The following is a 26,671-nucleotide window of genomic DNA, read 5'->3' on the forward strand; positions in this document are numbered from 1 at the left end:
CCGCGGCCATCATGTCCCCATGGCCCAGCCAGCTGCTTTCTCGCCGTCCGACCACGACTTCGAGGTGTCAGTGCACGAGGCGCGCACCCGCTTCGTGCAGCTGGTACGCGTGGCGTCCCTGACCGGCCGCCCCGTCACCATCACCGACCACGGCCGCCCGACGGCCACGATCGTCCCGCTCCCCCTGCCCCACCAGCGCAACGCCCCCAGCCACCCACCCGGCCCAGGCAGCGCAACGGGCCGCCCACCGGACGGGACGAGCACGGCTCCCCTCCATCCACCCGGCGCCGCGGGCGCGACCGACCGAACGCAGGCCGAAGACGCCCGCCAGGTCGAGGATGCCCGGCGCCGGGCCGAGGCGGAGCGGCAGGCGGGGGCGGAGGCCGAGCGGCGGCATGCCGAGACCTTCCGGCAGGCCGAGGCCGCGCGGCAGCAGTCCGACCCCGATCGGGCGCAAGCCGTCGCCGCCGGGTGGGCCCGCCGCCTGGAAGAGGTGCGCGCCGCCCAGCAGCGGCGGCACGCGGCCGAGATGGCTGCCCTCGCACAGGCGCTGGCCGACGCCTGGCGCGTCATCGACCACCTGCGCCCGCGCGGAGCCGACACCGGCATCGACCGGCTCCGCACGGAGCACCACGACTTCCTCCCCGACCGCCGAGGGGCGGGTGGTCAGTCGATGTAGAGCTTGTCGAGCAAGTGGGCGTTATGGTGTTCCACGTAGCGGCGGCGGAGCTTCAGTGACGGGGTCAGGTCGCCGTTCTCGACGGTCAGGTTCCGTTCGAGGATGGTGAAGCGTTTGATGGTCTCCCACTTGCCGAGCTCGGCGTTGAGCTGGGTCACGTAACCGTCGATGGCCGCGACCGTCTTGGGGTGGCGGACTATGTCGGCGTGGGTGGCGCCGGGGACTCCGTGTTCGGCGGCCCAGGCCCGGGTGGCGTCGGGGTCCAGGTCGATCAGGGCCGTGATGTATTGGCGGCCGTCGCCGTGCACGACTATGCGGGCCGACAGGGGGCACAGGGCCGCGAAGCGTGTCTCCAGGGACTGCGGGGCCACGTACTTGCCGCCCGAGGTTTTGATCAGGTCTTTCTTGCGGTCGGTGATTTTGATGTTGCCGCGGGCGGTGATCTCGCCGATGTCGCCGGTGTGCAGCCAGCCGTCCTGGAGCATCGTGGCGCTCGCGTCGGGCAGGCCGTGGTATCCCTGCATGACGCCGGGGCCCTTGATGAGGATCTCGCCGTCGGCCGCGATCGAGATCTCGGTGCCCGGCAGCGGCAGGCCGACCGTGCCGTACTCGAGGTGATGGCTGCGGTTGATCGTGGAGCCGGCGGCCGACTCGGTGAGTCCGTACCCTTCGAGGATGGGCAGGCCGATCGCGTCGAAGAACTCGGCGATGTCGCTGGACAGGGGCGCGGCGCCGGAGATGAAGTAGCGCATGCGGCCGCCGAAACGGGCGCGGACCTTGCTCAGCACGATGCGGTCGGCCAGGGCGTACTGCCGGGTCAGCAACGCGCCCGGGGTCTCGCCGCGGCGGCGGGCCCGCACCGCGCGCCGGCCGACGCCGATCGCCCAGTCGAACAGGCGCGCCTTCAGGCCGCCCTCGCGGTGGACGGCCGCGACGACACCCGCGTGGACCTTTTCGAAGATCCGGGGTACGGCGGGCATCACGGTCGGCCGTACGACGGGAAGGTTTTCGATGATTTTGGTCAGGTCGCCGTCGACGGCGGTCGGATAGCCGATGGACAGTTGCGCCGCCAGCAGCACCTTGCCGAACGAGTGGGCCATCGGCAGCCACAGGTAGCCGAGGTCGTCCGGCTCGATCAGCGCGATCGCCTTGGCCGTGGCCGCCTCGTAGGTCCAGCGGCTGTGCGGCAGGCGCACACCCTTGGGCCGGCCCGTCGTGCCCGACGTGTAGATCAGCGTGGCCAGATGATCGGCGGTGACCGCCGCCGTGGCCTGGGTGACCGCGTCCGGCCGGTCGGCCAGCAGCTCACGGCCGCGGGCGCGAAGGCCGTCGAGGGTCATCGCCCGGGACTCGCCCGCCGTCACCGGCCCGTCGATCAGGATGACGTGCTCGACCAGCGTGCCCGGCGACAGGACCTTGGGCAGGTGCTCACCGCTCTCGATGATCGCGATGTGGCTGTGCGAGTCGGCCAGGATGTGCTTCACGTCCTCGGCCGACGACGTCGGATAGATCGTCGTGGTGGCGCCGCCCGCGCACATGATGCCCAGGTCGGCGTGGATCCACTCGACCCGCGTGCCCGACATGATCGAGACACGGTCCTCGGGCTTCAGGCCCAGCGCGAGCAGCCCGGCGGCGATCTCGGTGGCGATCTCCCCGACGGCGGCCCACGTCTGCGACTCCCACCGCCCACCGGCCGGCCACTTGTACGCCTCGGCGTCCGGCGTGCGGGCCACCCGGTCGAGGAGCAGGGCGCCCACCGAAGCCGGAGTTTCCTGTTGGATCCGTTCCCAAGTGGCGATTTCGTCGGGCTGGGCGCGCTGTGCCGTGCTCACTGTGGAACCTCCCGGCGTCACTGATCGATGGGCATCACCGACAGGGTACGCACGGTAACGTGTTCTGCGTCACATCCGTTCGGCCCGATCATGGCTTTCGGCCAGCGCGACCAGGCGTTCGAGGTCGATCCTGAGAGCTTCCTGCACATCGTTGCCCATGCGCCGCGCCCAGACCCTCGCCCGGCGGCCCTGAAGGTAGGCGTGCACGACCAGCCGGCTGCCCTCCCCGGCGGGGCGAACCTCGTGATGCACCGTCAACCGCGCGCCCCGAAGGAAGGTCGTGTCCGCGTACACCGCCCCCGGCTCCAGGGCCGTCACCATGAACGGCGCCGGCGAGCCGTCGTTCGGCTTGGACACGCCGCGGGCCCCGACCGCCAGCGGCTCCTCCAGGCGCAGATACTCCATGCTGGCGCTCCACTCCTGATGGGTGGCGAGGTCGCACCACCGCTCGTGGAAGTAGGGCGGTGCGATGTGCGACTCGGCGGAGACCCGCGCAATCTCGATCATGGCGAGAAACTATCGCCCTTGATCAAGCGCTTCCAGCACGGCCAGAAACGCGGCCCGGTCCTTCTCGGCGGCGGACGCCAGCAGCGCCTCCTCGGCCGCCCGGATGTCGGCTCGCACGGCGGCGTGCAGCTTGCGCCCGGCGGGGGTCATTCCCAGCAGCCGTACGCGGCGGTCGGCCGGATCCGCCTCCCGCGTGATCAGCCCCCGCCGCTGCAGATCGTCGAGCACCGGAATGAGCCGCGTCTTGTCGGCGCCGATGGCCGACGCCAGCGCCGCCTGCGTGCGCGTCGGCCCGTCCTCGAGCCCCGACAGCGCGACGTAGGCCCACATGGAGATCCCATGGTCGGCCAGGATCGGCTCCTCCATCGCGATCAGCCGACGGCCGAGCCGCACCACCATGGCCCCGAGATCCGCGCGCTCCACCCACACACTTCTACACCCCTTGACAGGTCGTACGCTCAGGTAGACCGTAGGCACATGCATACGATTCAACTGGGCATGGTCGTCCTCGACGTCCGCAACCTCCAGCGTTCCCTCGACTTCTACCGCCTTCTGGGCCTGGACATCCCCGGCCCGGTTCCCGGCCGCCCGGTCGCCCTCCACCGCATGGACAGCGGCGTCACCCTGGTCCTGACCGAGGGCTACGCCAAGGACAACGACCCTTCGTGGGTACGCCCGGAGCACGGCTACCAGCAATTCCTGGAGTTCTTCGTCGGCGACGACACAGCCGTGGACACGATATGGAACAAGCTCACCGCAGCCGGCCACCACGGCCGAATGGCCCCACGCCGAACCACAGGCCCCTACGCCGCCATGCTCGACGACCCCGACGGCAACGTCATGCTGATCTCCTCCGACCCCACCGCGCAGCCGTAAGGTCAAGCTCCACCCTCGCGCTCCGTCACCTCATCCCGCCGCACGCCGTGACGGGCGCCGGGGCTTCCGCGCACACCGGGCGCCGCCGTTGGAAGCGGTGGAGCGGGACAACTCCGAACTCGCACTGCCGGTCCAGCCGTTGCAGCGAGTGTGCTCGACGGCGCGAATGGACGCCCTTCGTGCAACCCCTGCCCGGCGGGCGAATCCTGTTGGTCAACGGCAAGTCTGGACCGCCGGCGGGATGCCGGAGCGCAGCGGCCGGCTCGGTACGCGACTCGGCATGCGCTGACGACGTCGGCCCAGCAGATCTGGGTCGAACACTTCAACCAGGCCCGACACACGCTCGGTTCTAAGCGACCTGGCACTACCCGGACACCGGAGAGCCGCCGCAGATCCGGGAGTGCTCTGCGGCGCATTCACCATGACGAGGATGTCAGGCGGCGCGGGCTGAGGACCAGACTCGGGCGGCTGCGTTGCGGGCGGTCAGGCCGGGGCGCGTGCGGGGGACCAGCAGGCCTGTCGTGCGGGTGATGTGGCGTTGTTTCGGGTCGGTCAGGGCGCGGTGGCGGGCCTCGTAGCGGTGCAGGGCGGCCGCCATGTCGCTTTCAAGGGCTAGCGACGCGGCGAGGGTGTGGGCGCCGGCCATGGCCAAGGAAGAACCGTCGCCGAACAGGGAGACGCAGGAAGCGGCGTCGCCGGCCAAAGTCACGCGGCCCTGGGTCCAGGAAGGGAGGGCGACCCGGCTCACCGCGTCGAAGTAGAAGTCCGTTTCGGACAGGCGGGTCAGTAGTTCTTGCGTTCGCCAGCCTGCGCCCTCGTACGCCGAAACGACGAACTTGGCCTGGTCTTTGATCGGGGTTTCGGGGTGCCGGAAGATGAAGGCGGCCAGGGCCTCACCCCGGCCGGGATGCACGGAGAGCAGGCGGCCGGGGGTGTTGTAGAGCAGGACGTCCGTGGGGTTCCACGATGGAGCGCCCAGGGAGACCGTGGCGACGTACAGGCCCAGATGGTGTACGTAGTTCCGCTCCGGGCCGAAGGCCAGCCGGCGCACCCTCGAATGCAGGCCGTCGGCGCCGACCACCAGGTCGAAGCGGGCGGACGGGGCCTGGGCGAAGGTCACGTTCACGCCGCCGGGGTCCTGGTCGAGGGCGGTGATGGTGTCGCCCATCAGGAACGTGGCGTGCGGGCGGGCGGCCTCGGTCAGGATGGCCGCCAGGTCGCCTCGGGCGATCTCGGTGCCGGAGTCCATGGGCAGGCGCGCCACCGATCGGCCGGACGCGTCGACCACCCTCATGCCGGTCGCGTGGGTTGCGGCCGACCGCAGTGCCTCGGTGATTCCCATCTTCGAGGCGACTTCAACGGCCTTGTTGCGTACGTCGACCGGGTTGCCGCTCGACCGCAGGCCGGCCGCCAACTCGACCACGGTCACCCGCCAGCCGTGGTAGGCCATCCAGTACGCGAGGGTGCTGCCCGCTATGCCGGCCCCGGAAATGAGAACGCTGCGCTCGGTCATGACCTCACGCTAACTGCACTCGGTGCGGTTTTGCAACGAGTGCGGTTTCGCATCAGGTGCTATAAAGTACGACCGTGAGCCTTCGCGACCGCAAGCGCGCCCGCACCCGTCAGGCCCTGGTCGAGGCCGCGGCCGACCTGTTCGAGAGGCAGGGGTTCGAGGCGACGACCATCGCCGAGGTGGCGGCCGCGGCCGAGATCGGCACGCGCACGTTCTTCAGCTACTTCCCGGCCAAGGAAGACCTGCTGTTCCCCGAGAGCGACCTGCGGGTGCACGCCGCGGTCCAGGCGATCGCCGAGCGCGGCGACGGGGACGGGCCGGCCGAGGTGCTGCTGCGCGCGCTGCACATCGTCGGCGAGGACAGCGACGACCTGTCGGGGCGGCTGGCCGCCCTGCGGTTGCGCTTCATCCGCGAGGTGCCGTCGGTGCGCGGGCGGGGGCTGCAGATCCAGTTCGACGCTCAGCGCGAGATCGCCCGCCACCTCGCGGCCGCCTTTCCGGACGAGCTCGATGAGGTGGGCGCGGCGGCCATGACGGGAGCCTTCGTCGGCGCCGTCACCGCCGCCCTCCAGGTGCTGCTCGAAGGCGTCGACGATCCCGGCGACCCGGCCCAGGTCCAGGCCGCGGTCGAGGTGGCGGTCGACCGGGCGCTGAAGCCGTGGCTCGCACACCGGCGGTGAACCGCATCCGCTCCGTCGACACCAACCCGGTCGTCGTGCCGGCGCACCTTCTCCCACGGCCACTGACCGACGCCGACCGCTACGCGAAATGCGCCGTCGTGGTCACCGAGTTGTTCAGCGAGCACCTGGCCGCCGGCAGGCCGTTGCACGCGAAGACCACCTGGGTCCGGTTCCTGCCCACCGACATGGACGGGCCGGCGCTCTTCTCCGACGTGCCCGCCACCGCGTCGCTGGGACTGGGCGAGGTGCACGAGGTCCCGTACGCCCGGAAGGTCCTCGACCGGCCCGACGACCAGCGCCGGCTCGCCATCCTCGACTGGCTGCGCGAGCACATGCTGGCCCTGGCGGCCGCGCTGAGCTGGGATGTCACCCCGATCGAGGACGCGTACCAGGCGTGCCGGCGCGACGGCTGCCGCTATCTGCGAACCGGCGCCGCCAAGAGCAGCCCCGACCGCCGGCGGAAGGCCCACGCCGCGTACGAGATCGACGGCGACGGTGCCGCCTGGTCCTGGATCGTCGTCACCGACCGGGCGGGCGCCGTGGAGGCGGTCAGCGATCGCCACGACTCGCCCGCCGCGGCTCGGGAGGGGCGCAAGGTGCTGCGTTCCGTGCGCTGGGACGGCGACGCGGTGACCTGGACGCCCTGGACCGACGACATCGTGCCACCGGGCGTGGGCGGCACGGCGCGCTTCAGGAGCGGCCGGCCGTGACGTGGGCGACGACCAGGTCGCCGATCATGGTGCGCAGGTGGTCTCGCAGGGCGGGATCGAACAGGTCGCGGTCGAAGATGGCGTTGAACGTGTAGCGGTTGGCGCCGCGGAAGACGCAGAAGGCGCTGATGATCATGTGGACGTCGAGGGCGTCCAGGTCGTCGCGGAACAACCCGGCCGCGCGGCCGCGCTCCATGATGCGCGACAGCACCTCCAGGGCCGGGGCGGCCAGCACCTCGCGCGACGACGAGCTCGACAGATGCTTGGCGTAGTGAATGTTCTCGATCGCTACGAGGCGTACGAAATCAGGGTGTTGCTCGTGATGGTCGAAGGTCATCTCGGCCAGGCGGCGCAAGGCCTCGACGGGCTCCAGATGCTCGACGTCGAGCTCCTGTTCCAGGGCGCGGATCCGACGGTACGCCCCCTCGAGCACCGCCAGGTAGAGGCCCTCCTTGCCGCCGAAGTAGTAGTAGATCATCCGTTTGGTGGTGCGCGTCTTCGCCGCGATCTCGTCGACCCGGGCGCCCGCGTAGCCCTGGTCGGCGAACTCGTGCGTGGCCACCTCGATGATCTCGGCGCGGGTGCGCTCGGCGTCCCGGACGCGCTCCTTGGGCGCCGACTCCGCTGTCATGCTCTGGTCCCCCTCGACGTCGATGGTGTCGACTCTAATGGTCGCGTCATCTAAGGTGAACGGACCGGTTCGTACATTAGGAGTCCGATGCGCACGAGTATCGCGACCGTCTGCCTCTCCGGCACCCTCGAAGACCGCCTCGACGCCGCCGCGGCCGCCGGCTTCGACGCTGTCGAGATCTTCGAGAACGACCTGATCGCGTCGGCCAGTTCACCCGAGAGCATTCGGGCCCGTACGCAGGATCTGGGCCTCAGCATCGACCTCTACCAACCGTTTCGCGACGCCGAGGGCGCTCCCCCGTCCCGTTTCGCCGCCGTGGAGCGCCGATTCCGGGCCAAGCTCGACCTCATGGGCCGCCTCGGCGCGGACACGATCCTGGTCTGCTCGTCGGTCTCCCCCGACACGATCCCCGACGACGCGCTGAGCGTGGCTCAATTGCGCACCCTCGCCGATCTCGCCGCCGCCCGAGACATGCGCATCGCCTATGAAGCCCTGGCTTGGGGCCGCCACGTGTCCACATGGGAGCACTCTTGGGAGATCGTCCGCCGCGCCGACCACCCCGCTCTGGGCCTATGCCTGGACAGCTTTCACGTCCTGTCACGAACAGCCTCATACCAAAATGTCCGAAATGTCCCTGGCGACAAGATCTTCTTTCTCCAACTTGCCGACGCACCCCGGCTGGACATGGACGTCCTCCAATGGAGCCGCCACCATCGCCTCTTCCCCCTCCAAGGCGGCCTCGACCTGGCCGGCTTCACCCGGGCCGTGCTCGACGCGGGCTACACCGGCCCGCTCTCGCTCGAAGTCTTCAACGACGTCTTCCGCCAGGCCGACCCGCATCGCACGGCCGTCGACGCCCGGCGCTCGCTCATCGCCCTCCAGAACGCCGGCCTCACCCCGCCGGCCGACCTCGACGGCATCGCCTTCGCCGAGCTCAGCGCCGACGCCTCCTCCGGCCCCGAGCTCGAGACCCTGCTGCGCGCGCTCGGATTCACCCACTCCGGCCAGCACCGGTCCAAGGCCGTCCAGCTGTGGGAGCAGGGCACCGCCCGCATCCTGCTCAACTCCGGCGCTCCGGCCGCGATTCGGGCTTTCGCTTTGGAGAGTACGCAGCCGGAACAGTCGGCCAAACGCGCGGAACAACTCCTCGCCGCGCCGCTCCCCCGCCGGCGACGGCAGAGCGAGGCCGACCTGACCGCGGTGGCCGCGCCGGACGGCACCGAGGTGTTCTTCGTCCGCACGTCACCGGCGGGCTGGCACGACGACTTCCTGCCCACCGGCGAGAGCGCCGACGGCGCCGGCATCACCGGCATCGACCACCTGTCGCTGGCCCAGCCGTTCGACCGGTACGACGAGGCCGCGCTCTTCTACCGTTCGGTGCTCGGGATGACCGACGACGAGGCGGGCGAGTTCGCGGCGCCGTACGGCCTGATCCGCACCCTGGCGATCCGCGACGCGCGGCGGCGGGCCCGCATCGCGCTCAGCGTGCCCGTCCTGCGCCGCGGGGACTGGGCGCCGGCCGTTCCCCATCCGCAGCACATAACTTTGGCGACGTCCGATCTCTCCCGCACCGCTGCGGCTCTTCACACAGCGGGGATCGAACCGGTGCCGATTCCCGGCAACTACTACGACGACCTGGAAGCGCGCCTGGATCTTCCGGCCGGGCTTCGAGCCCTCGGTGCGATGTACGACGAGGACGAGCACGGCCACTACTTGCAGCTGTTCACTCCGGTCATCGGCGACCGGGTCTTCTTCGAGATCGTGGAGCGCGTCGGCGGCTACCGCGGCTACGGCTTCGCCAACGTTCCGGTCCGCATGGCGGCCCACCGGGCCCAGCGGCACCGCAAAGAAGTCAGAGGTTGAGCAGGGCCGCGCGCGTGCGGGCAGCGCTCCAGCGCCGGCCCAGCTTCGGCTGCAGCAGCCCTTCGAGCACCGGGGTGAGCCGGCCGGCCCGGCGGAACGGCGTCATGCGGCCCTCCGCCACGGCCAGCACGGTGGCGAACAGGTCGCCGCGGTCGAACGGCGACCGGCCCTCGACCGCCGCGTAGAGAGTCGCCCCGAGCGAGAACAGGTCGCTGGCCGCAAGCGGCTCGCCGCCCTGCAACTGCTCCGGCGACACGAAGGCCGGGCTGCCCGCGAACCCGCCGGGCGGCGGCCGCCAGTCGGCGCCCGGCACGTGGGCCACGCCGAAGTCGAGCAGCACCACCCGGCCGTCGTCGCACAGCTGCACGTTGCCCGGCTTGACGTCGCGGTGCACCACCCCGGCCCGGTGCGCCGCGTCCAGCACGTCGACGATGCAGTGCCCGATCCGCACGACCTGCTCGACCGGCAGCGGACCCTGCTCCTTGATGGCCGCCCCCAGGCTCTGCCCGCTCAGGGCCTCCATCACGATCCAGGGCTGGTCGTCATCGCGGACGACATCAATGATCCGCACGACACCCGGGTGCTCGACCCGCGACGCGGCCCGCGCCTCGGCCAGGGCCCGCTTGCGGGCCGTCTTGCCGGACCAGTCCGAGCCCAGGTCGACCTGCTTGACCGCGACCCAGCGCTCCATCAGCTCGTCCTGCGCGAGCCACACCGTTCCCATGCCACCGCGCCCGAGAACCGAGCAGAGCCGGTACCGCCCGGCCACCACGATCCCCGAGGCGATCGGCGCCTCAGCTGCGTAAGTAAGAACCCCCATGCCCTAACAGGGTGGTCATTCGCGGCCCGCGTGTCGTCCATGCGAGCCCCCAACCGCACTACCGGCTAGCCGGAAAACCTTAGCTGCCACCCATCCGAATCAGGGCATTTCCCCCCAGCAGCAGCACGTCGGCGCCGGCCACCAGGGCCATGCTCAAGTGCAGTCGCCGCGACGCCTGCTCCGGATCGGTCTCGCGCAGCCCCCGGATGAGCGCGCCGAGGGCGGCCAGCACGAGCGGAATGCCGCCGATCAGCAGCAGCCCCACCGACCCCGGCGTCCGCCCCTTGACCACCAGCAGGGTGACCAGCACGGTCGGCACGATACCGAAGAACAGCCAGCACAGCCCGGCATACCAGCGCAGAGGCCGTGTCGCATCCATCCGAGGATCTTACTGGGTGTGTTCTGTTCAATCGGTGGTGACCTCACCGATGCTGAGTGGGTTCTGATCGAGCCGTTGCTGGTTCGTCACGGTAAGCCGATTCGGGTCGTCAGCACGTATTAGCGCCACATTTCGCCGGCATCCAGGTGAGGATTGCTTGGCGACTAGCATTGCTTAATGACTAGTGGCATCATCATGGCGTGCCGTTGGAAGTCGGGCAAGGAGAAGGTGCTGGTGTCGCACACCGGTCACCGTCTCGTGCGCCGGACCGCGTTCAAGTTCGCGCTCGACCTGACCGATGAGCAGGAGCGCCGGTGCCGGCAGTACGCGGGTGCGGCCCGGCTGGCGTACAACCATCACATCGGCCGGGTGAAGGCGAATATCGGCCAGCGGGCGGCGGAGATTTCCTACGGCATCGTGGCTGCGGAGCTGACGCCGGCGTTGTCGTGGTCGAAGGTGGCGTTCATCAACGCGGTGTCGGTCTCCTACGAGCGTGGCCGATGGTGGGCATCGGTCGAGGGCGTCGCCGCATCGTTCAACCGAGCGCGCCGTGGCCGAAGGCCGGTCGCCGGGGTGACCCGGTGGGCCACCCCGCCGGTCTGGACCGCGGGGTGAAGGACCTGGCCGTCATCGCCGACGTCGATGGGGACGTGCTGCACGTCGAGAGCGGGGTGAAATCCCTTGCAGCAGCGCTGACCCGGCTCCACCCTGACCATGGAGACGCTGACCATCACCGGCATGACCGGGCTGCGATCCCTTGCCCGCGGTGTCGCCGATCAGGCGATGGGCACACTGGGCACTCAGCATGGGTCGGAACCGGCAGAAGACCGCACCCCAGGAGGAACGGCGGCCGGACGGTCAACAGGTAGCCAGGCGCACCACGCGCCGGGTCAAGGAAGACCGGTGTGAACCGAAAGGAACACACGCAGTTAAACCAGGGCGCGGAGCCCCTCTTCCCAGCGCCGCCGGCGCTCCTCGAGGGTCTGCTCCCACCACGGCGTGCCGCGCTCGCCCAGTGCCACCTTGGCGATCTGCACGCGCGCCCGCGCCGGGGCCGGGTCCTCTCCCGCGCGCAGGGCCTTGCCGACGTCGCGCCGGGCCGCCATCAGCGCCTTGCGCAGGGCGGCCGATTCCTCCTCCGGGATGGCCGGATCGGTCGCCCGCCATCGGCGGCCGTTGATGACCAGAAACCGTTCCTCGTCCGTCAACGTCCCGGCCTTCCCTGCCTGAATGGATGACACCGGTCTGTCATCGTCGCCGCTAATGTTCCCGCCCGTGGCGGAAGCATTCGAGCTGTGGGGACAGCGCGGCCGTGCGTATTTCGAGGTCGTCGGGGAGTCCTTCTACGAGAAGCAGATCAAGGCGCTGTTCAAGGACACCAAGCTGCGCGCCGACGGCGGCACCGAGCTGGCCATCGTGGTCGAGCTGCGGCCCGATCCGCTGAACCGGTACGACCCCCACGCGGTCGGCGTCTGGGGAACGACCGGGCAGCTGGGCAGTCTGTCCCGCGACGAGGCGAAGAAGTACCAGCCGGTGCTGCTGCAACTGGTCAAGGCCGGCTACACGCCGGTCGTCGGCGCGCGGGCGTACGGCTCGGAGTACGAGGACTACGACGGCCGGAAGAAGTTCCGCGGTGGTGTCTGGCTCGATCTGGCCGAGCCGCACATGCTGTTCCCGCTCAACGCGCCGCCGCGGGACGGGGCGCACCAGGTGCTGCCCCTCGGCGCCGCGATCCAGGTCACCGGCGAGGACAAGCACCTGGACGCGCTCATCCCCCATCTGCGGCCGGAGGGTGAGGGCTGGGTCCACGCCACCTTGCACCCGATCACCGAGCAGACCGCAAGGTCGACCAAAGACCTGGTTGAGGTACGCATCGACGGCCACCGCGTCGGGCAGCTCACCCCGAAGATGAGCGGCGACCTGCTGCCCGCCATCACCCATCTGGCCGCGAGCGGCACGACCGCGGCCACGCGCGCCGTGGTCAAGGGCAACCGCCTCAAGGCCGAGGTGGTCCTCTACGTCCAGCGGGCCCACGAGCTGCCGGCGAGCTGGCTCGACGCGCGACCGGCAGCGGTCGCGGTCGCCGCCCCACCGCGGGCGCACGTGCCGGTGCCGCCGCGGCCGACCGGCCTGCGCTTCGTGGTGCCGCCGGAGTGGCCCCAGCCGCCGGCGGGCTGGGAGCCACAGACCGGCTGGCAGACGGACCCGGCCTGGCCGGCCGCTCCGGCCGGCTGGCAGTACTGGCAGCTGACCTGGAGTCAGGCCGAGTAACGGTTCACCTTGTCGGGGCGCAGGACGATGCGGACGAGGTCGCCGGTGCGCCACTCGTCGAGGAGCTTCTCGTGCTCGGGGTCGGTGAAAGTCCAATAGCGGTCGGCCAGGCGCAGGGCCAGCTCGTTGGCGCCGTCGTCGTGGACGGTGGCCTCGCCCTCGACCGCGACCCAGTGTTCGGGCTCGCCGGTGGGGGCGGCCACGACGATCGAGGCGCGCGGGTTGTCGCGGAGACGGTCGACCTTGGGGGAATCGGGCAGGGAGAACAGTTGCAGGGCGCCGTCCGGGGTCAGCTCGAACCACACCGGGCGGGGTGAGGGCCAGCGGTCGCCGCGCGGGGCGACGGTGAGGAAGGCGTAGAGCGGGCGGGCCAGCAGTGCGAGATCCTCGTCGCGAAACATGGGATCAAAGTTAGGCGAAGGTGAGCGCGGCCGCTTGCCGGATGGCTTCGGCGGCCGAGGTGGCCGTGCCGGCCTCGCCCACCACGACGGTGCGCCACGGGCCGTCGCCGAGGTCGACCGTGCGCGGCAGGGTGCCGTGGGAGGCCACGACCGGGCCACGGATGTCGAGCCGTTCGAGACGGCCGGCGGCGCCGACGAGAAGCGTGTCCTCGGTGACGGTTTCCAGGGTGGTGCCGAGGCGGATCTCCACGTTCGCCGAGGCGCGCAGGCGGCGCTCGACGAGAACCTTCTCGCGAAAGCCGGCCTCCGGGGCGAGGGCGTCGCCGGCCGCGAGGATCAGCACCCGGTGGCCGGCGCCGGCGGCGGCATCCGCGACGGCCAGGCCGGCCCGATCAGCGCCCCACACCGTCACCACAGTGCCGGGAGTCGCGTCGGTACAGCTCACGAGGTCGATCACGCGTGGCAAGGAGGCTCCGGGAATCGGTGGCACGAAGGGGGTCCCGCCGCAGGCCATCACCACGATGTCCGGTCGCCAGGCGGCCACGGTTGCGGCGCCGGCGGGTGTGGAGAGGTGTACCTCCGCGCCGAGGCGGGTGAGTTCGGCCCTGTACCAGTCGAGCAGGCGCGCGAACTCCGGGCGGCTGGGAAGCGTTGCGGCGTAATGGAATCGGCCGCCCAGGGTCGGTGCGGCCTCGAAGAGCACCACCTTGTGCCCGGCCGAGGCCGCCCGGTGGGCCGCTTCGAGACCGGCCACTCCCCCACCGACCACGAGCACTCGCTGGGCCGGGCCGCCCGCCGTGACGGGCGGCGGATCGGGGTTGACCAGGCACCAGATGGGGTGCTGGGTGTGCAGCTCGTCGATGCAGCCCTGGTTGCAGGCGATGCATGGGCGCGGGGCTGCGCCGGTCAGGGCCTTGCGGGTCCAGTGCGGGTCGGCGTGCTGGGCGCGGCCGACGGCGACCAGGTCGGCGGCGCCCGATCGCAGGATCTGCTCGGCCACCTCGGCGGTCGGGATGCGTCCCGCCACGCAGACGGGCTTTCCCAAAGAACGGAACTTGCGGGCGTACGGGGCCAGCACGCCCCGTACGACCTCGCCGGGCTGGACCATCCATTCGCCGGCCTCGTAGCACCCGGCCGAGATGTCCAGCACGTCGACGCAATCGAGCGGCAAGCGCGCGGTCAGCTCCAGGGTGTCGTCGAGGGATAGTCCGTCCGGTACGCCCTCGAAGGCGGACAGGCGCAGGAACACCGGCCGGCCGGCGGCCCGGACCGCCTCCAGCACCTCGGAGACGAAGGCCGGCGGATCGCCGTAGCGGTCGGTGCGGTGATTGGTGCGCGGGGACAGGAACTGGTGAATCAGGTAGCCGTGGGCCGCGTGCACCGAGAGGACGTCCACCCCGGCCTCGGCGCACCGGCGGGCGGCCTCGGCGAAGGAATCGACCAGTGCGGCGACCTCACCGGTGGACAAGGCCCGGGGAGCGACACCCCGGAAGGGCACGGCCGACGGCGCCACCGGCTGGAGGCCCGACACGGACGGGGAGGCGACCCGCCCGGCGTGGTTGAGTTCCACGCCGAGCAGGCCACCGCAGCCGTGCACGGCGGAGGCCAGCGCGGCCAGCCCCGGCATCACGTGGTCGCCGTGGGCGCCGAGTTGGAGCCTGCGGCCGCGGCCGTCCGCCCGTACATAAGTCGCCTCGGTGAAGACCAAAGCCGTACCACCCGCCGCACGTTCCCGCAGATACGCGACGTACATGTCGGTGACCCGGCCGTCGGGGGTGCCGTAGTTGCGTTCCATCGGCGGGCTGATCACCCGGTTGCGCAGGCCGAGTGCGGGGAACGGCGAGCCGAGCAGCATCACAGTCCCAGGTAGATCTGGCGTACCCGGGGGTCGTTGCGCAGCTCGGCCGAGGTGCCGGTCATGGCGACCGCGCCGTTCTCGACCACCAGGCAGCTGCTGGTGGCCTCGAAGGTGAGCTTGGCGTTCTGCTCGACCAGCAGCAGGGTCAGGCCCTCGGAGCGCAGGCGCAGCAGCACGGCCAGGATGTCCTCGACCAGTTTCGGTGACAGGCCCATCGACGGCTCGTCGAGCAGCAGCAGCCGGGGCTGTGACATCAGCGCCCGGCCGATCGCCAGCATCTGCTGCTGGCCGCCGGACAGCGCGCCGGCCAGCCGGTGCCGCATCTCGCCCAGCACCGGGAACAGGTCGTAGACCTCGGACAGCGTCGCCTTGGTCGAGGAGTCCCACTTGCGGGCGTAGGCGCCCAGGAGCAAATTCTTCTCGACCGGCAGGCCGGTGAAGACGTGCCGGCCCTCCGGGACGTAGCCGATGCCGTGCCGGACCATGTTGCGGGCGCTGACGCCGCCCAGGTCGACGTCGCCCAGGCGCAGCCGGCCGGACCGGCGCGGGACCAGGCCCATCACCGCCTTGAGGGTGGACGTCTTGCCGGCGCCGTTGGCACCGATGACGCCGACCGCCTCGCCGCCCGGCACCTCGAAGCTGAGGTCCCGGACGGCGCTGACGCCGCCGTAGTTGACCGTCAGACCTTCGACGGTGAGCGCGAGCCCGGTGGTCATCGCGTGGCCTCCCCGGCCGACGGGACAGGAAGGTCGTCGGTGTTCATCGAATCTCCCAGATACGCCTCGATCACCGCGGGTTCGACGGCCACCTCGGCCGGCGTCCCCGAGGCGATGACACGGCCGCCGGCCAGGACGGTGATCTGCTCGCAGAGCGACATGACCAGGCCCATGTTGTGCTCGATGATGATGACCGTGCGGCCGCTGTCCCGGATCGACCGCACGATCTCGGCCAACTGCCGGACCTCCTCGCCGTTGAGGCCGGCCGCCGGCTCGTCGAGCAACAGCAGGGCGGGATCGGCGGCGACCGCACGGGCGATCTCGACGCGCCGCTGAATCCCGTACGGCAAGGATTTGGGCGCCAGCGACGCGAACTCCGTGAGCCCATATCTCTCGAGGACTTCCGCCGCCGAGCGCCGCAGCGCCCGGTCCCGGCGCAGCACGCTGAGGGGCCGCAACGCGTAGCGCCAGGCCGACAGCGTCGACCAGCGGTCCAGCGCCACGAGCAGGTTCTCCTCGACGGTGAGATCGCCGAAGAGCCGGAGATTCTGGAAGGTACGGGCCATGCCGGCCCGGGCCAGACGGTAAGGCGCCCGCCCGGTCATGTCGGCGCCGCGGAAGATCACGCGCCCGCTGGTCGGCTTGTAGAGGCCGCTGATCACGTTGAACAGCGTCGTCTTGCCCGACCCGTTCGGCCCGACGATGCCACGGATCTCGCCTGTGCTGACGGTGAGGGACACGTCATCGAGCGCCTTGAGGCCCCGGAACTGCTTGGTCACTCCCTCGACCCGGAGAAGTTGATCTTGCGTGGAGCGAGAGACGGCCTCGGGCTCGTACGGCTGGAAGGGTCGTAATTGGGCCGCGGTTCCTCGCGTTCCGCGCCGGTGGTCGAGGTAGGCGCGGAAGCGGCGGGGCAGGCCGGCCAAGCCCGTCGGGGCGAAGACGACGACCAGGACGACCACCGAGCCGTACGCGAGCTGGGCGATCGTGGGATGGTCGACCAGGAGCTCGCGGACCAGGGCCAGGCTCACCGCGCCGACCACGCAGCCGATCAGGCTCTGCCGGCCGCCGATGATGACCATGGCCAGGAGCAGGAACATGTTGGCGATGTTGAACGACTCCGGGGCCACGTAGCGGATCAGGCCCGCATAGAGGACGCCGGCCACACCCCCGTACACGCTGGCCAGCATGAACGCCGTCATCCGGAGCATCGGCACCTCGGCCCCGAGCGCCCCGGCGGCCAGCGCGTCGTCGCGCATCGCCCGCATGCGCCGGCCCAGCGCCGTACGGACCACGAAGAGCCCGAAGCCGAGCACCACCGCGAAGACGATCAGTTCCAGGTAGTAGTAGATGTACTCGCTGGACAGATCCACGCCGGGCAGGGTCGGCGCCGTGATCCCCGAAATGCCTTCCGCTCCGCCCGAAAGCGACGCGTTGGTCACCCAGTTGGTGAACGCGAGGGCCAGGCCCAGCGTCACGATGCCCAGGTAGTGCGACTGCACCCGCAACGCCGGCGTGCCGATCACCAGCCCCATCAGGACCGTGGCCAGGATCGCCAGCACGCCGGCGACCCAGAAGCCCATCCCCGAGTGCGTGGTGAGGATCGCCGTGGCGTACGCGCCGACGCCGAAGAACGCGACCTGCGACAGGTTGACCTGCCCGGCGATGCCCATGACGAGGCCGAGCCCGATGGCCAGGATCGCGAAGATGAGGATGACGTTGACGACGTGAATGGCGTACGAGTCGAGGCCGTACGGAAGGAACCAGGCCGCGACACCGAGAGCGGCCACCACCAAGAGCCGTTTCATGCCCGGTTCACCGTCCGCTCGCCGAAGATGCCGGTCGGCCGCACCATGATGATCACCGTGAAGACCAGGAAGGTGACCAGTTCGGAGTAGCCCTGGAAGTGCCCGGCGGTGAACGAGTCGAGGATCCCGATGGCCAGGCCGCCCAGGATCGCGCCGGGGATGCTGCCGAAGCCGCCGAGGATGGCCGCGGCGAAGCCCTTGATGCCGAGCGCGCCGCCCAGCGCCGGGCTGACGTAGAGCAGCGGCCCGACCAGGCCGCCGGCCAGCGCGGCCAGGCCCGCCCCGATCATGAAGGCGGTGGCGTTGCTGCGGCCCACGTGGATGCCGACCGCGGTGGCCGCCTCGTGGTCCATCGCCACCGCCTGCATCGCGGTGCCTCGTTTCGTCCGGGACAGGAACAGCACCAGCAGCACGGTGGCCAGCGCCGCGATCGCGAGCACCACCAGGTCGTACGTCCGAATTCTCAGCCCGAAGATGTCGATCGGAGCCGTCGGCACCGGTGACGGCACCGCCCGGCCGGTGGCGCCCCAGATCATGATGATCAGGGCGTCGAGCACGATGCCGAAGCCGATCGTGCCGATCAGCATCAGGTCGAAGTCCTTGTTCTCGAGCGGGCGCAGCACCCGCTCGATGACCAGGCCGATCGCCCCGGTCACGACGATCGCGATGATCATGGCCAGGGCGAACGGGAGCTTGGTGGACAGGTAGAAGGTGGAGGCGAGGTACGCGCCGACGGTGACCACATTGCCGTGCGCGAAGTTGACCAGGCCCATCGTGCGATAGACCAGCGAGAACCCCAGCGCCACCAGGGCGTAGACGGCGCCCAGGCTGACGCCGCCCACGATCGTCTGGAGGAAGACCTGCATACCTGCTCAGCTCTCGGCGGCGACGAGCTTGCCGCCCTTGATGATGCCGATCGACGTGGAGAAGATGCCGACCCCGGTCTCGTCGAAGGCGAAGTCGCCGAGCAGCCCGTCGTGTTTGGTGGCACGGATCGCGTCGGCGAGCGGCTTGCCGGTGGCGACGTTGCTGGTCTTGAGGGCGGTCAACAGGATCTGGGTTCCGTCGTACGCCTTGGCGCCGTGCAACTCGGCCTCCTCGTTGAACTTCGCCTTGTAGGCGGCCGCGAACTTCTTGGACGCCTCGTCGATGTCGTTGCTCAGGTAGGGCGAGCTGACGATCGTGCCCTCGGCGTTCTTGGCGCCGGCCGTGTCGAGGAAGACCGGGGTGCCCTGCGGGGCCGCGCCGGCGAAGGCCGACGTGATGCCGAGGTCGCGGGCCTGCTTGACGATCAGGCCGGACTCGACCTCCTCGGCCCCCAGGAAGATGACCTTCGGGTTCTTCTGCCGGATCGAGGTGAGGACCGCGCTGAAGTCCTTCTGGTCGGCGGTGACGACCTGGTCGGCCACCGGGGTGACGTTGCGGCTGGTCAGCGCCTTCAGGAAGGCGTCGTGCTCGCCCTTGCCGTACCCGCCGTTGTTGGTGATCATCGCGATGCTCTTGATGCCCTGCTGGTCGACGATGTGCTTGGCCAGGGTCTCGTCGTACGTGGTGGAGGTCGGCCCGTTGAGGAACAGGAAGTCGCTCTTGGTGGCGACCAGGCCCGGCGACTGCCCGGACGTGATGTTGGGGATCTCGGCCTGCTTGAGCAGCGGCGACATGGCGATGGTGACAGCGCTCTCGGCGGTGCCGATCATCGCGATGTAGCCCTCGCTGTCGATCTTGCGAGCGAGGTTGGTGCCGATCGTCGGGTCGCCCTGGTCGTCGAAGACGTCGAGCTGGATCTGGCGGCCGTTGACGCCGCCGGCCGCGTTCCACTCGTCGACGGCCAGGCGGGCGCCCTTGAGCTCCCAGGCGCCGAGCGAGCTGAGCTGGCCGCTCTGCGCGTCGACGACGGCGATCTTGATCGGGCCGGAGTCGTTGCCGGACTCCTCCTTGCCGGAGCCGGGCGCGCTGCATCCGGCGGCGACGGCCAGAACAACGGCGAGCACGGCGAGGGTGGGTCTCATGTGTCACCTCTTAGTCGAATTTGCCCTGATAAATATCTTTGATGTTCCAGTGACCCGGTGTGGGCACCGGCTCGTTGACCATCGGCACGTCGATCACCGCGGGGCGGCGGCGCTCGACGGCCGACTTGAGGGCGACGGTGAGATCGCCGGGCTCCGCCACCGCGTAGCCGTCGGCGCCGCAGGCGCGTCCGAGGGCGGCGAAGTCGGGGCTGTACGGGTTGCCGTCCGGGTCGACGAAGTCGCACCCGTAGCTGCGGCCGAAGAAGCTCGACTGCAGGTCTGAGATCGTGCCGTGGGCACGGTTGTTCATCACCAGGAAGATCACCGGCAGGCCCTGCTCGACCGCCATCGGCAGCGCGGGCAGCTGGGCGCTCATGCCGCCGTCGCCGATCAGGGCCACGACGACCCGTTCCGGCTGGGCCAGTTGCACTCCGAGGGCGGCGGCCGGCCCGAAGCCCATGGTGGAGGCGCCGCCCGGGGTGATGAAACGGCCGTCGGCCGGCAGTGGGTAGCACTGGGCGACGCCGTTCTTGTTCCAGCCGACGTCGGTGACGAGGACGGCGTCGCTCGGCAGCGAGGCGCGCACGTCGGCCAGGATCCGCTCGGGCCGCAGCGGGAACTGGTCGCTGCGGCCACGCTCGGCGCTGGCCGCGAACAGCTCGGCCCGCGCTTGTCCGATGTCCGAGCGGAGCGAAGGCCGGTCGGTTCCCTCCGGCCTCTTCTGCCGTACGGCGGTGAGCACGCGCCCGATCGCAAGCGCGGCATCGGCCACGGCGCCGATCTCGACCGGGTAGTTGCGGCCGATCTCGGCCGGGTCGATGTCGATCTGGATGAGCCGGGACGGCGGGAAGCGCCACGTGTACTCGGGATCCCACGAGCTCGAGTCGGTTTCGGCGAACCGGGTGGCTATCGCGAGGACGACGTCGGCGTTCCGGGCGTACTCGTTGGTCTCCTTCAAGCCCCAAAAGCCGGTCATGCCCATGATGAGCGGGTGGTCGTCGGGCAGGGTTCCTTTGGCCATCAGCGAGTGGGCGACCGGGATGTCGAGGTGTTCGGCGAGTTCTTTGAGGGCTTCGTTGTCTCTCAGGCCGCCGCCGACGTAGATCAGCGGCCGTTCGGCTTCCACCAGCGCGGCAGCGATCTTCTGTGCGTCCGCTTCGGGCAGATCCGGCTTGGTCGCGGTGATCGGCAGCGGATGGTCGCCGGCCGGCGCGTCCCGGTTGAAGATGTCCATCGGGACGTTGAGCAGGACGGCGCCGGGGCGGCCGCTGGTGGCGGTCCAGAAGGCGCGCTCGGTGAAGCGGGGCAGGTCGTCCGCGCGCTGCACCTGCCAGGCCCGTTTGACGAACGGGCGGTAGATGGCGGTCTGGTCGGCGTCCGCGTGCAGATTGACTTCCTGGTGCGGGTGACGCCCGTACATGTAGGAAGGAATGTCGCCGGAGATGGCGACGAGCGGGACCGAGTCGAGGGCGGCGGTGGCGACGCCGGTGACGGCGTTCATCATGCCGGGGCCGACGTGCATGAGCAGGACGCCGGGTTTGCCGGTGGCGCGGGCGTATCCGTCGGCGGCGTGGGCGGCGGTCTGCTCGTGGCGGGCGATGACGAAGTCGATGTCGCTGCGGCCGATCGCGTCGAGCAGGGCGATGTTCGTGTGCCCGCAGGTGCCGAAGATGTGCGTGACGCCGTAGCTCCGCAACTGGTCGACCAGGGCGTCGGCGGCCGTACGTGTCATCAGTTCTCTCCCCAGATCGACAGGCCCCGCAGGATCAGCGTTTTGACGACGGTGTAGTCCTCGACCATGTGGCGGGGGTCCTCACGGCCGAAGCCAGAGTCCTTCACCCCGCCGAACGGGACGTGGTCGAGGCGGTAGTTGGACGAGCCGTTGACGATGAGTCCGCCGACTTCGAGTTCGCGCCAGGCCTGGAAGATACGGTCGGCGTCCTGCGTGAAGAGGCCGGCTTGGAGCCCGAAGCTGCTTCGGTTGCAGGTCTCCAGCACGGTGTCGAAGTCGTCGAACGGCAGTACCGCGACCAGCGCCCCGAAGACTTCCTTGACGACCACCTCGGCGTCCTCGGGCGGGCCGACGACGACAGTGGGGCTCAGGGTCGCGCCGTCGCGGGTGCCGCCGTGGGCGATTTGCCCGCCGCTTTGGGCTGCCCATCGTTGAACCCGTTCAGCAGCCGCTTCATCCACCATGGAGCCCACGTCCGTGGCCGGGTCGAGCGGGTCGCCGACAACGAGTTGTTTCACCTCGGCGGTCAGGAGGTCGACAAATCGGTCTTTCTGCGCGCGGTCCACGTAGATCCGCTGGACCGAGATGCAGCTCTGGCCGGAGTTGCTGTAGCCCGTGCGGGCGCAGGTCTTCGCGGCGTGCTCCAGGTCGGCGTCGTCGCAGACGATCGTGGCCGCGTTGCCGCCCAGCTCCAGGACGAGGCGCTTGGCCCCGGCGGCACGGGCCACGGCCGCGCCCGTCTCGGCGCTGCCGGTGAAGCTGATGACGGCCACCTCGGGGGCGGCGCACAGCTCGGCTCCGACCTCTCCCCCGCCGTGCAGCAGTTGCACGGCCTCGACCGGGGCGCCCGCGTCGAGCAGCAGCATGACGATCGCGGCCGAGACGGCCGGCGCCTGTGGGGGCGCCTTGACGATCGTGCTGTTGCCGGCCGCGAAAGAGGCGCCCAGCTTGTGGGCGAGCAGGTTGGCCGGGGCGTTGAACGGCGTGATGGCCAGCGCCACGCCGGCCGGAGCGCGGTACGTCATCGCGGTGTTGCCGGCGCCGCGGGCCCAGCCGGCGACCGGGAGCACGTCGCCGCCGATGTCGCGGGCCGCGGCCGCGCAGACCGCGAACGTGTCGGCGACCCGGTCGAGCTCGCCGAGCCCGTCGCGCAGGGGCTTGCCCAGTTCGAGCGCGAGCAGGCGGGCGATGGCGTCGCGGCGCTCAGTGGCCAGCGCGGCCGCTCGCTCGAGGACGGCCGCCCGCGTGGCGGGGGCCAGCCGGGCCACCGTACGAGAACCGGCTTTCGCGTATTCGGCGGCGACGCGGGCGTCGCCCGACTCGGCGGCGCGGGCGCTGCTGACGACCGTACGGACAAAGGGCCCGACACGCTCGAAGGCCGAGCCTTCGGAGATCCATTTTCCACCGAGGAGCGTCGGCGTTCGGTCGACCATCTGCGCCTCCTCTTCGTCGTGTGGTCCACTAGACGGACCTTAAGCGCTTCTTCTGGACCGCTGTGCGGACTCCGGTGTAACGTACGGTTGGCCGCCAGCGGAAGGCAAGAGGTGACGCCACAATCAGGGGCAGTCTTTTTCCAGAGAGAGGGAGCCACCGTGACCCGCGACGAGAGCGCCGCCGACGGCTCGGGCGTCCGCAGTGTCCAACGCGCGCTGGACATCTTGTCCCTGCTGAGCGAGGAGCGGCCGCTGATCGCCGTGCGCGACATCGTCGCCGCGACCGGCCTGGCCAAGACCACCGTGATCCGGCTGGTGCAGACCCTGGAGCAGAGCGGTCTGCTGTGGGCGACGAACGCCGGATACATGGCCGGCCCCGGCCTGTGGCGGTGGGCGCACCTGGCCCGCCGCAGCTGGGAGCTGCCGCCCGAGACCCAGCGGATGATGCGGGAACTGGCCGCCCGCGAGCGCGAGACGGTCAACGTCTACGTGGCGCGCGACATCGTCCGCGTCTGCATCGCCCAGCAGGAGAGCCCGCAGCCGTTGCGGCACGTCGTGCACGTCGGCGACGAGCTGCCGATGTGGGCCGGGGCCTCGGCCAAGGTGCTCCTGCGCAACGCCCCCGACACCCTGCTCGCACGGATCGCCGCCTCCTCCCCGTACGGCGAAGGTCATGTCCGCCGCATGCGTGAGTGGATCGACGAGGCCGACCAGCAGGGTTTCGCGACCAGCCACGGCGAGCGGGAGAACGGGCTGTCCGCCGTGGCCGTGCCGATCCTCGGCCGCTCGGGCACGGTCGTGGCCGCCCTGACCCTGAGCGGGCCGACCGTGCGCTTCGGCGACGACCGCGTCGCCGCCTTCGCCGAGGCGCTGCTCAAGGCGGCCGCCCAGATGAACGAGCGCGGCTTCGACCATCCGCTCTTCTAAGACAGTTCTGCTGCTACGGGAGGAGTACCGCTGATGCCCGACCGGCCGCTCGACGGTGTCCGCGTCCTCGACCTCACCAATGTCCTGGCCGGCCCCTACTGCACCTATCATCTGGCGCTGCTGGGAGCCGAGGTACTCAAGATCGAGATGCCGGAGCGGGGCGACCTGGCCCGGCAGCTCGGCCCCGACCCGGCCCTGAACCGGCGGCGGCTCGGCGCGTCCTTCCTCGCGCAGAACGCCGGCAAGAAGTCGGTCGAGCTCGACCTGAAGGAGCCGGGCGGCCGGGCGGTCTTCACCGAGCTGGTCGAGCACGCCGACGTGCTGGTGGAGAACTACCGGGCGGGCGTCATGGACCGGCTCGGCCTGGGCTGGGACCATCTGCGCACGCTCAACCCCGGGCTGGTCTACTGCGCGATCACCGGGTTCGGGCAGTCGGGTCCGTTGAGCCAGGCCCCGGCGTACGACCAGATTATTCAGGGTTTGTCGGGCATGATGAGCGTGACCGGAACCCCGTCCACCGCGCCCCAGAGGGTCGGCTTCCCGGTGGCGGACACGGTCGGCGGGCTCAGCGCGGCCCTGGCCGTGGTCGCGGCCCTGGCCGGCGGGCGCGGCGCCTTCCTCGACGTGTCCATGCTGGAGGCGTCGATGTCGGCGATGGGGTGGGCCGTCTCCAACTACGTGGTCAGCGGGGTCGAGCCGCAACCGATGGGCGATCAGAACGCGACGGCGGCCCCGTCGGGCACCTTCGAGACGGCGGACGGCCCGCTGAACATCGCGGCCAACCGCCAGGAACAGTTCGAGACTCTGTGCCGCCTGGTGGACCGGCCCGGGTTGCTGACCGATCCGCGCTTCGCGGAAAGAGAAGCTCGGAAGCAGCATCGGCAGGCGCTCAACGAGGCGCTGAACGAGGCGCTGCGAGCCCGCCCGGCCACCGAGTGGGAGCGGATCCTGCCGGCGGCCGGGGTGCCGGCGGCCCGCATCCTGACCGTCCCGCAGGCGGTCGAGTCGCCGCAGCTGGCCGCCCGGGATTTCTTCACCGAGCTGAGGTCGCCGGCCGGCGGGCCCCTGCGGGTCAGCGGCAGCGGGGTGCTCGTCGACGGGGAACAGTTGGCCCCGGTGTCGCCGCCGCCGGCCCTCGGCGAACACAACGAGGAACTGCCCGAGCTGCTGGCGCGGTGGCGTGGCGGTCCTACTCACGGCGCACTCCCGTCAGCGCGTGAAAGTCGGCGTACATCAGCTCCTCGTCCGGCGTGAGCCCGGTGAAGAGCCGGAACGACGCGGCGGCCTGGTAGACGACCATGCCGCCGCCGTCGGCGACCCGGCAGCCGCGCTCACGGGCGGCCCGGATCAGCCCCGTCTCCAACGGCCGGTAGATCACGTCGGCGACCCACAACTCGGGCCGCAGGTGCTGGGCGGCAACCGGCATGCCCGGATGACCCTCCATGCCGATCGGGGTGGCGTTGACCAGCCCGTCGGCGCCGGCCAGCCGGGACGGCACCTCGTCCGGCCCGATCACGTCGACGGCCGTGCCGGTGCTGCCGGTGATCGCGTCCGCGAGCCGCTGTGCCCGTTGGCGGTCCAGGTCGGCCAGGGTGAGCAGCCCGGTGCCGGTGCCGGCGATCGCCGAGGCCACGGCCGCACCGGCCCCACCCGCGCCGATCTGCACGACGTGGCCGGTGTCGACGCCGGGGAGTTGCCGGGCCAGGCCGGAGGCGAACCCGTACCGGTCGGTGTTGTGCCCCGTCGCCCGCTCGCCGTCGAAGAGCACGGTGTTGACCGCCCCGAGCAGAGCCGCCTCCGGCGAGAGCTCGTCGAGAAACTCCAAGACCGCTTGCTTGTACGGATGAGTGACGTTGACGCCGCGAAACCCGAGCCGTTTCGCCGCGACGAGCAGGTCACCGATGTCGAGGCCGAGCAGGGAGGGGTCGATCAGCTGATAGAGATACCGCAGACCCTGCCGGTCGGCCTCGAGCTCATGCAGCGCGGGACTCATCGAGGTGCCGATGTTCGCACCGATCAGGCCGACCAGGAAACGACGGTCCACGTTGCTCTCCAGCTCTTTGTACGAACCAGTACGTTAGTTATTCTCGCCCGACGGGTGCCCTGTCAAGACCACGCCAGAGATCAGATGAGCTCGATGCCGTCCTCGGCCACGTCCGGCCCGACGGCCGAGTTCGTGTTGTTGAGATGCCCATACCGGAAGCTGGTCCCGGGGTGCCGCGCAAGATGCGGTCGCGAGTCCGCCATCGGCAGGTGACCCATGCTCGCCGCGCTCCCCGCCCGCCCGGTCATCCGTGTCAGCTCGTCGCCGGTCGCAAAGGTGCCGTCCAGGAGCACCTCGTCAGCGCCCGCGATGAAGTCGTCGAATTCCGCGGTCCACGAGGGCAGACAAGTGGCGTAGACAAACTGCGGCCCCCGCGCCGAACTACGGTCGTCACCGCTCGCCTGCACCGCACCGCCCGCCGAGCCCGCCCCGCCCTCGGACACCGCACCGCCACCCACCGAACCCGCGCCATCCGCCGAGCCCGCAGCACCCGCCGAACCCGCGCCGGCCGCCGAGCCCGCGCCGCCCGCCGAGCCCGCGCCGCCCGGCGGACCGGTATCGCCCGCCGAACCCGAGCCGCCCGCCGAGCCCACGCCGCCTCCCAAACCCGCGCCACCCACCGAGCCCGCGCCGCCCGGCGGACCGGTATCGCCCGCCGAACCCGCGCCGCCCGCCGAGCCCGCGCCGCCCGGCGGACCGGTATCGCCCGCCGAACCCGAGCCGCCCGCCGAACCCCCGCCGCCTCCCAAACCCGCGCCACCCACCGAGCCCGCGCCGGCTTTCCGGGGCAGAGCCGGGGTTGGAGTTCTGGCTGGGGCGGAGCCCAGGGTGACGGGTCCGACCGAAGCTGCGGTTACGGTCGGCGCCGGGGTTTCCGCTGAGGCCGAGGCTAGAGCCGAGGTCGGGGCCAAGGTTAGGGCCGAGGTCGGCTTCGAGGCCGAGGCCGGGGCCGGGACCGGGGCCGAGGCCGGGACCGGGGCCG

At 70.6% G+C, this 26,671-nt stretch carries 27 protein-coding genes; 9 read left to right on the forward strand and 18 right to left on the reverse strand.

What is annotated here, in order from left to right:
• Positions 1–19: 19 nt before the first annotated feature.
• Positions 20–679 carry a type II toxin-antitoxin system Phd/YefM family antitoxin gene (locus CRP55_RS43830; RefSeq protein ID WP_179855606.1) on the forward strand — a complete coding sequence of 220 codons (660 nt, stop codon included), beginning with the start codon at positions 20–22 and terminating at the stop codon, positions 677–679.
• Here CRP55_RS43830 and CRP55_RS43835 read toward each other — a convergent pair.
• The 3 genes from CRP55_RS43835 to CRP55_RS43845 form a co-directional block, all read right to left on the reverse strand.
• On the reverse strand, positions 667–2,511 hold the full coding sequence (locus CRP55_RS43835; protein ID WP_245923740.1) for an AMP-dependent synthetase/ligase: 1,845 nt from the start codon (positions 2,509–2,511) through the stop codon (positions 667–669). The two genes, CRP55_RS43830 and CRP55_RS43835, sit on opposite strands and share 13 nt — an antisense overlap.
• A gap of 69 nt (positions 2,512–2,580) precedes the next feature.
• A complete protein-coding gene (locus CRP55_RS43840; protein WP_097327970.1) occupies positions 2,581–3,018 on the reverse strand; it encodes an SRPBCC family protein in 438 nt (145 codons plus the stop codon).
• Between the two features lie 9 nt (positions 3,019–3,027).
• On the reverse strand, positions 3,028–3,441 hold the full coding sequence (locus CRP55_RS43845) for a MarR family winged helix-turn-helix transcriptional regulator (RefSeq protein ID WP_245923741.1): 414 nt from the start codon (positions 3,439–3,441) through the stop codon (positions 3,028–3,030).
• 54 nt (positions 3,442–3,495) lie between these two features.
• Here CRP55_RS43845 and CRP55_RS43850 point away from each other — a divergent pair, with 54 nt between their 5' ends.
• Entirely contained in the window at positions 3,496–3,894 is a 399-nt protein-coding gene (locus CRP55_RS43850) for a VOC family protein (RefSeq protein WP_143235356.1), read from the forward strand.
• 433 nt (positions 3,895–4,327) lie between these two features.
• Here the strand turns inward: CRP55_RS43850 and CRP55_RS43855 are convergent, their stop codons facing one another.
• A complete protein-coding gene (locus CRP55_RS43855; protein WP_097327974.1) occupies positions 4,328–5,407 on the reverse strand; it encodes an FAD-dependent monooxygenase in 1,080 nt (359 codons plus the stop codon).
• Between the two features lie 74 nt (positions 5,408–5,481).
• On the opposite strand from CRP55_RS43855, the gene CRP55_RS43860 reads away from it, so the two are divergent.
• Both CRP55_RS43860 and CRP55_RS43865 read left to right on the forward strand, forming a co-directional pair.
• Complete coding sequence (locus tag CRP55_RS43860; RefSeq protein ID WP_097327977.1) at positions 5,482–6,087, forward strand: TetR/AcrR family transcriptional regulator; 606 nt, start codon at positions 5,482–5,484, stop codon at positions 6,085–6,087.
• Entirely contained in the window at positions 6,066–6,797 is a 732-nt protein-coding gene (locus CRP55_RS43865; RefSeq protein ID WP_097327978.1) for a hypothetical protein, read from the forward strand. The genes CRP55_RS43860 and CRP55_RS43865 overlap by 22 nt, the downstream gene beginning before the upstream one ends.
• Here the strand turns inward: CRP55_RS43865 and CRP55_RS43870 are convergent.
• Positions 6,778–7,428, reverse strand: coding sequence for a TetR/AcrR family transcriptional regulator (locus CRP55_RS43870; protein WP_097327980.1), 651 nt, complete (start codon positions 7,426–7,428; stop codon positions 6,778–6,780). The two genes, CRP55_RS43865 and CRP55_RS43870, sit on opposite strands and share 20 nt — an antisense overlap.
• Positions 7,429–7,515: 87 nt before the next feature.
• Between CRP55_RS43870 and CRP55_RS43875 the strand changes: the two genes are divergently transcribed.
• On the forward strand, positions 7,516–9,291 hold the full coding sequence (locus CRP55_RS43875; protein ID WP_097327981.1) for a sugar phosphate isomerase/epimerase and 4-hydroxyphenylpyruvate domain-containing protein: 1,776 nt from the start codon (positions 7,516–7,518) through the stop codon (positions 9,289–9,291).
• Here CRP55_RS43875 and CRP55_RS43880 read toward each other — a convergent pair.
• Both CRP55_RS43880 and CRP55_RS43885 read right to left on the reverse strand, forming a co-directional pair.
• Positions 9,281–10,111 (reverse strand): serine/threonine-protein kinase, encoded by an 831-nt coding sequence (locus CRP55_RS43880; RefSeq protein ID WP_097327982.1) that lies wholly within the window; start codon positions 10,109–10,111, stop codon positions 9,281–9,283. The genes CRP55_RS43875 and CRP55_RS43880 overlap by 11 nt on opposite strands.
• 79 nt (positions 10,112–10,190) lie before the next feature.
• Positions 10,191–10,490 (reverse strand): hypothetical protein, encoded by a 300-nt coding sequence (locus CRP55_RS43885; protein WP_097327983.1) that lies wholly within the window; start codon positions 10,488–10,490, stop codon positions 10,191–10,193.
• 177 nt (positions 10,491–10,667) lie between these two features.
• On the opposite strand from CRP55_RS43885, the gene CRP55_RS43890 reads away from it, so the two are divergent.
• Complete coding sequence (locus CRP55_RS43890; RefSeq protein WP_097327984.1) at positions 10,668–11,105, forward strand: helix-turn-helix domain-containing protein; 438 nt, start codon at positions 10,668–10,670, stop codon at positions 11,103–11,105.
• A 314-nt stretch (positions 11,106–11,419) separates the two neighbouring features.
• Here the strand turns inward: CRP55_RS43890 and CRP55_RS43895 are convergent, their stop codons facing one another.
• Positions 11,420–11,698, reverse strand: a complete 279-nt coding sequence (locus tag CRP55_RS43895) for a hypothetical protein (RefSeq protein ID WP_097327985.1) — start codon at positions 11,696–11,698, stop codon at positions 11,420–11,422.
• A 67-nt stretch (positions 11,699–11,765) separates the two neighbouring features.
• On the opposite strand from CRP55_RS43895, the gene CRP55_RS43900 reads away from it, so the two are divergent.
• Positions 11,766–12,761, forward strand: coding sequence for an HIRAN domain-containing protein (locus CRP55_RS43900; protein ID WP_143235358.1), 996 nt, complete (start codon positions 11,766–11,768; stop codon positions 12,759–12,761).
• Here CRP55_RS43900 and CRP55_RS43905 read toward each other — a convergent pair.
• Genes CRP55_RS43905 through CRP55_RS43940 form a run of 8 tightly spaced genes read right to left on the reverse strand, consistent with a single transcriptional unit; the run spans position 12,749 to position 22,718 of the window.
• Positions 12,749–13,162 carry a pyridoxamine 5'-phosphate oxidase family protein gene (locus CRP55_RS43905; protein ID WP_097327989.1) on the reverse strand — a complete coding sequence of 138 codons (414 nt, stop codon included), beginning with the start codon at positions 13,160–13,162 and terminating at the stop codon, positions 12,749–12,751. The two genes, CRP55_RS43900 and CRP55_RS43905, sit on opposite strands and share 13 nt — an antisense overlap.
• A gap of 10 nt (positions 13,163–13,172) precedes the next feature.
• Positions 13,173–15,017 (reverse strand): oxidoreductase, encoded by a 1,845-nt coding sequence (locus CRP55_RS43910; RefSeq protein ID WP_097327990.1) that lies wholly within the window; start codon positions 15,015–15,017, stop codon positions 13,173–13,175.
• Positions 15,017–15,736, reverse strand: a complete 720-nt coding sequence (locus CRP55_RS43915) for an ABC transporter ATP-binding protein (RefSeq protein WP_097327991.1) — start codon at positions 15,734–15,736, stop codon at positions 15,017–15,019. Before CRP55_RS43915 ends, CRP55_RS43910 begins: the two co-directional genes overlap by 1 nt.
• Entirely contained in the window at positions 15,733–17,544 is a 1,812-nt protein-coding gene (locus CRP55_RS43920) for a branched-chain amino acid ABC transporter ATP-binding protein/permease (RefSeq protein WP_097327992.1), read from the reverse strand. Before CRP55_RS43920 ends, CRP55_RS43915 begins: the two co-directional genes overlap by 4 nt.
• Positions 17,541–18,410, reverse strand: a complete 870-nt coding sequence (locus CRP55_RS43925; protein ID WP_097327993.1) for a branched-chain amino acid ABC transporter permease — start codon at positions 18,408–18,410, stop codon at positions 17,541–17,543. The genes CRP55_RS43920 and CRP55_RS43925 overlap by 4 nt, the downstream gene beginning before the upstream one ends.
• Before the next feature lie 6 nt (positions 18,411–18,416).
• Positions 18,417–19,553 (reverse strand): ABC transporter substrate-binding protein, encoded by a 1,137-nt coding sequence (locus CRP55_RS43930; RefSeq protein ID WP_097327995.1) that lies wholly within the window; start codon positions 19,551–19,553, stop codon positions 18,417–18,419.
• A 10-nt stretch (positions 19,554–19,563) separates the two neighbouring features.
• A complete protein-coding gene (locus CRP55_RS43935) occupies positions 19,564–21,285 on the reverse strand; it encodes a thiamine pyrophosphate-binding protein (protein WP_097327997.1) in 1,722 nt (573 codons plus the stop codon).
• Entirely contained in the window at positions 21,285–22,718 is a 1,434-nt protein-coding gene (locus tag CRP55_RS43940; protein ID WP_097327999.1) for an aldehyde dehydrogenase family protein, read from the reverse strand. Before CRP55_RS43940 ends, CRP55_RS43935 begins: the two co-directional genes overlap by 1 nt.
• 159 nt (positions 22,719–22,877) lie before the next feature.
• Here CRP55_RS43940 and CRP55_RS43945 point away from each other — a divergent pair, with 159 nt between their 5' ends.
• Complete coding sequence (locus CRP55_RS43945) at positions 22,878–23,645, forward strand: IclR family transcriptional regulator (RefSeq protein ID WP_097328001.1); 768 nt, start codon at positions 22,878–22,880, stop codon at positions 23,643–23,645.
• Positions 23,646–23,678: 33 nt separating this feature from the next.
• A complete protein-coding gene (locus tag CRP55_RS43950; RefSeq protein ID WP_097328002.1) occupies positions 23,679–24,899 on the forward strand; it encodes a CaiB/BaiF CoA transferase family protein in 1,221 nt (406 codons plus the stop codon).
• Here CRP55_RS43950 and CRP55_RS43955 read toward each other — a convergent pair.
• Both CRP55_RS43955 and CRP55_RS53660 read right to left on the reverse strand, forming a co-directional pair.
• Positions 24,835–25,689, reverse strand: a complete 855-nt coding sequence (locus CRP55_RS43955) for a shikimate dehydrogenase (protein ID WP_097328004.1) — start codon at positions 25,687–25,689, stop codon at positions 24,835–24,837. The two genes, CRP55_RS43950 and CRP55_RS43955, sit on opposite strands and share 65 nt — an antisense overlap.
• Positions 25,690–25,769: 80 nt before the next feature.
• Positions 25,770–26,282, reverse strand: coding sequence for an MBL fold metallo-hydrolase (locus CRP55_RS53660; RefSeq protein WP_179855599.1), 513 nt, complete (start codon positions 26,280–26,282; stop codon positions 25,770–25,772).
• Between the last annotated feature and the right edge of the window lie 389 nt (positions 26,283–26,671).

The organism is Paractinoplanes atraurantiacus (genome assembly GCF_900215205.1).
Lineage (GTDB): Bacteria > Actinomycetota > Actinomycetes > Mycobacteriales > Micromonosporaceae > Actinoplanes > Actinoplanes atraurantiacus.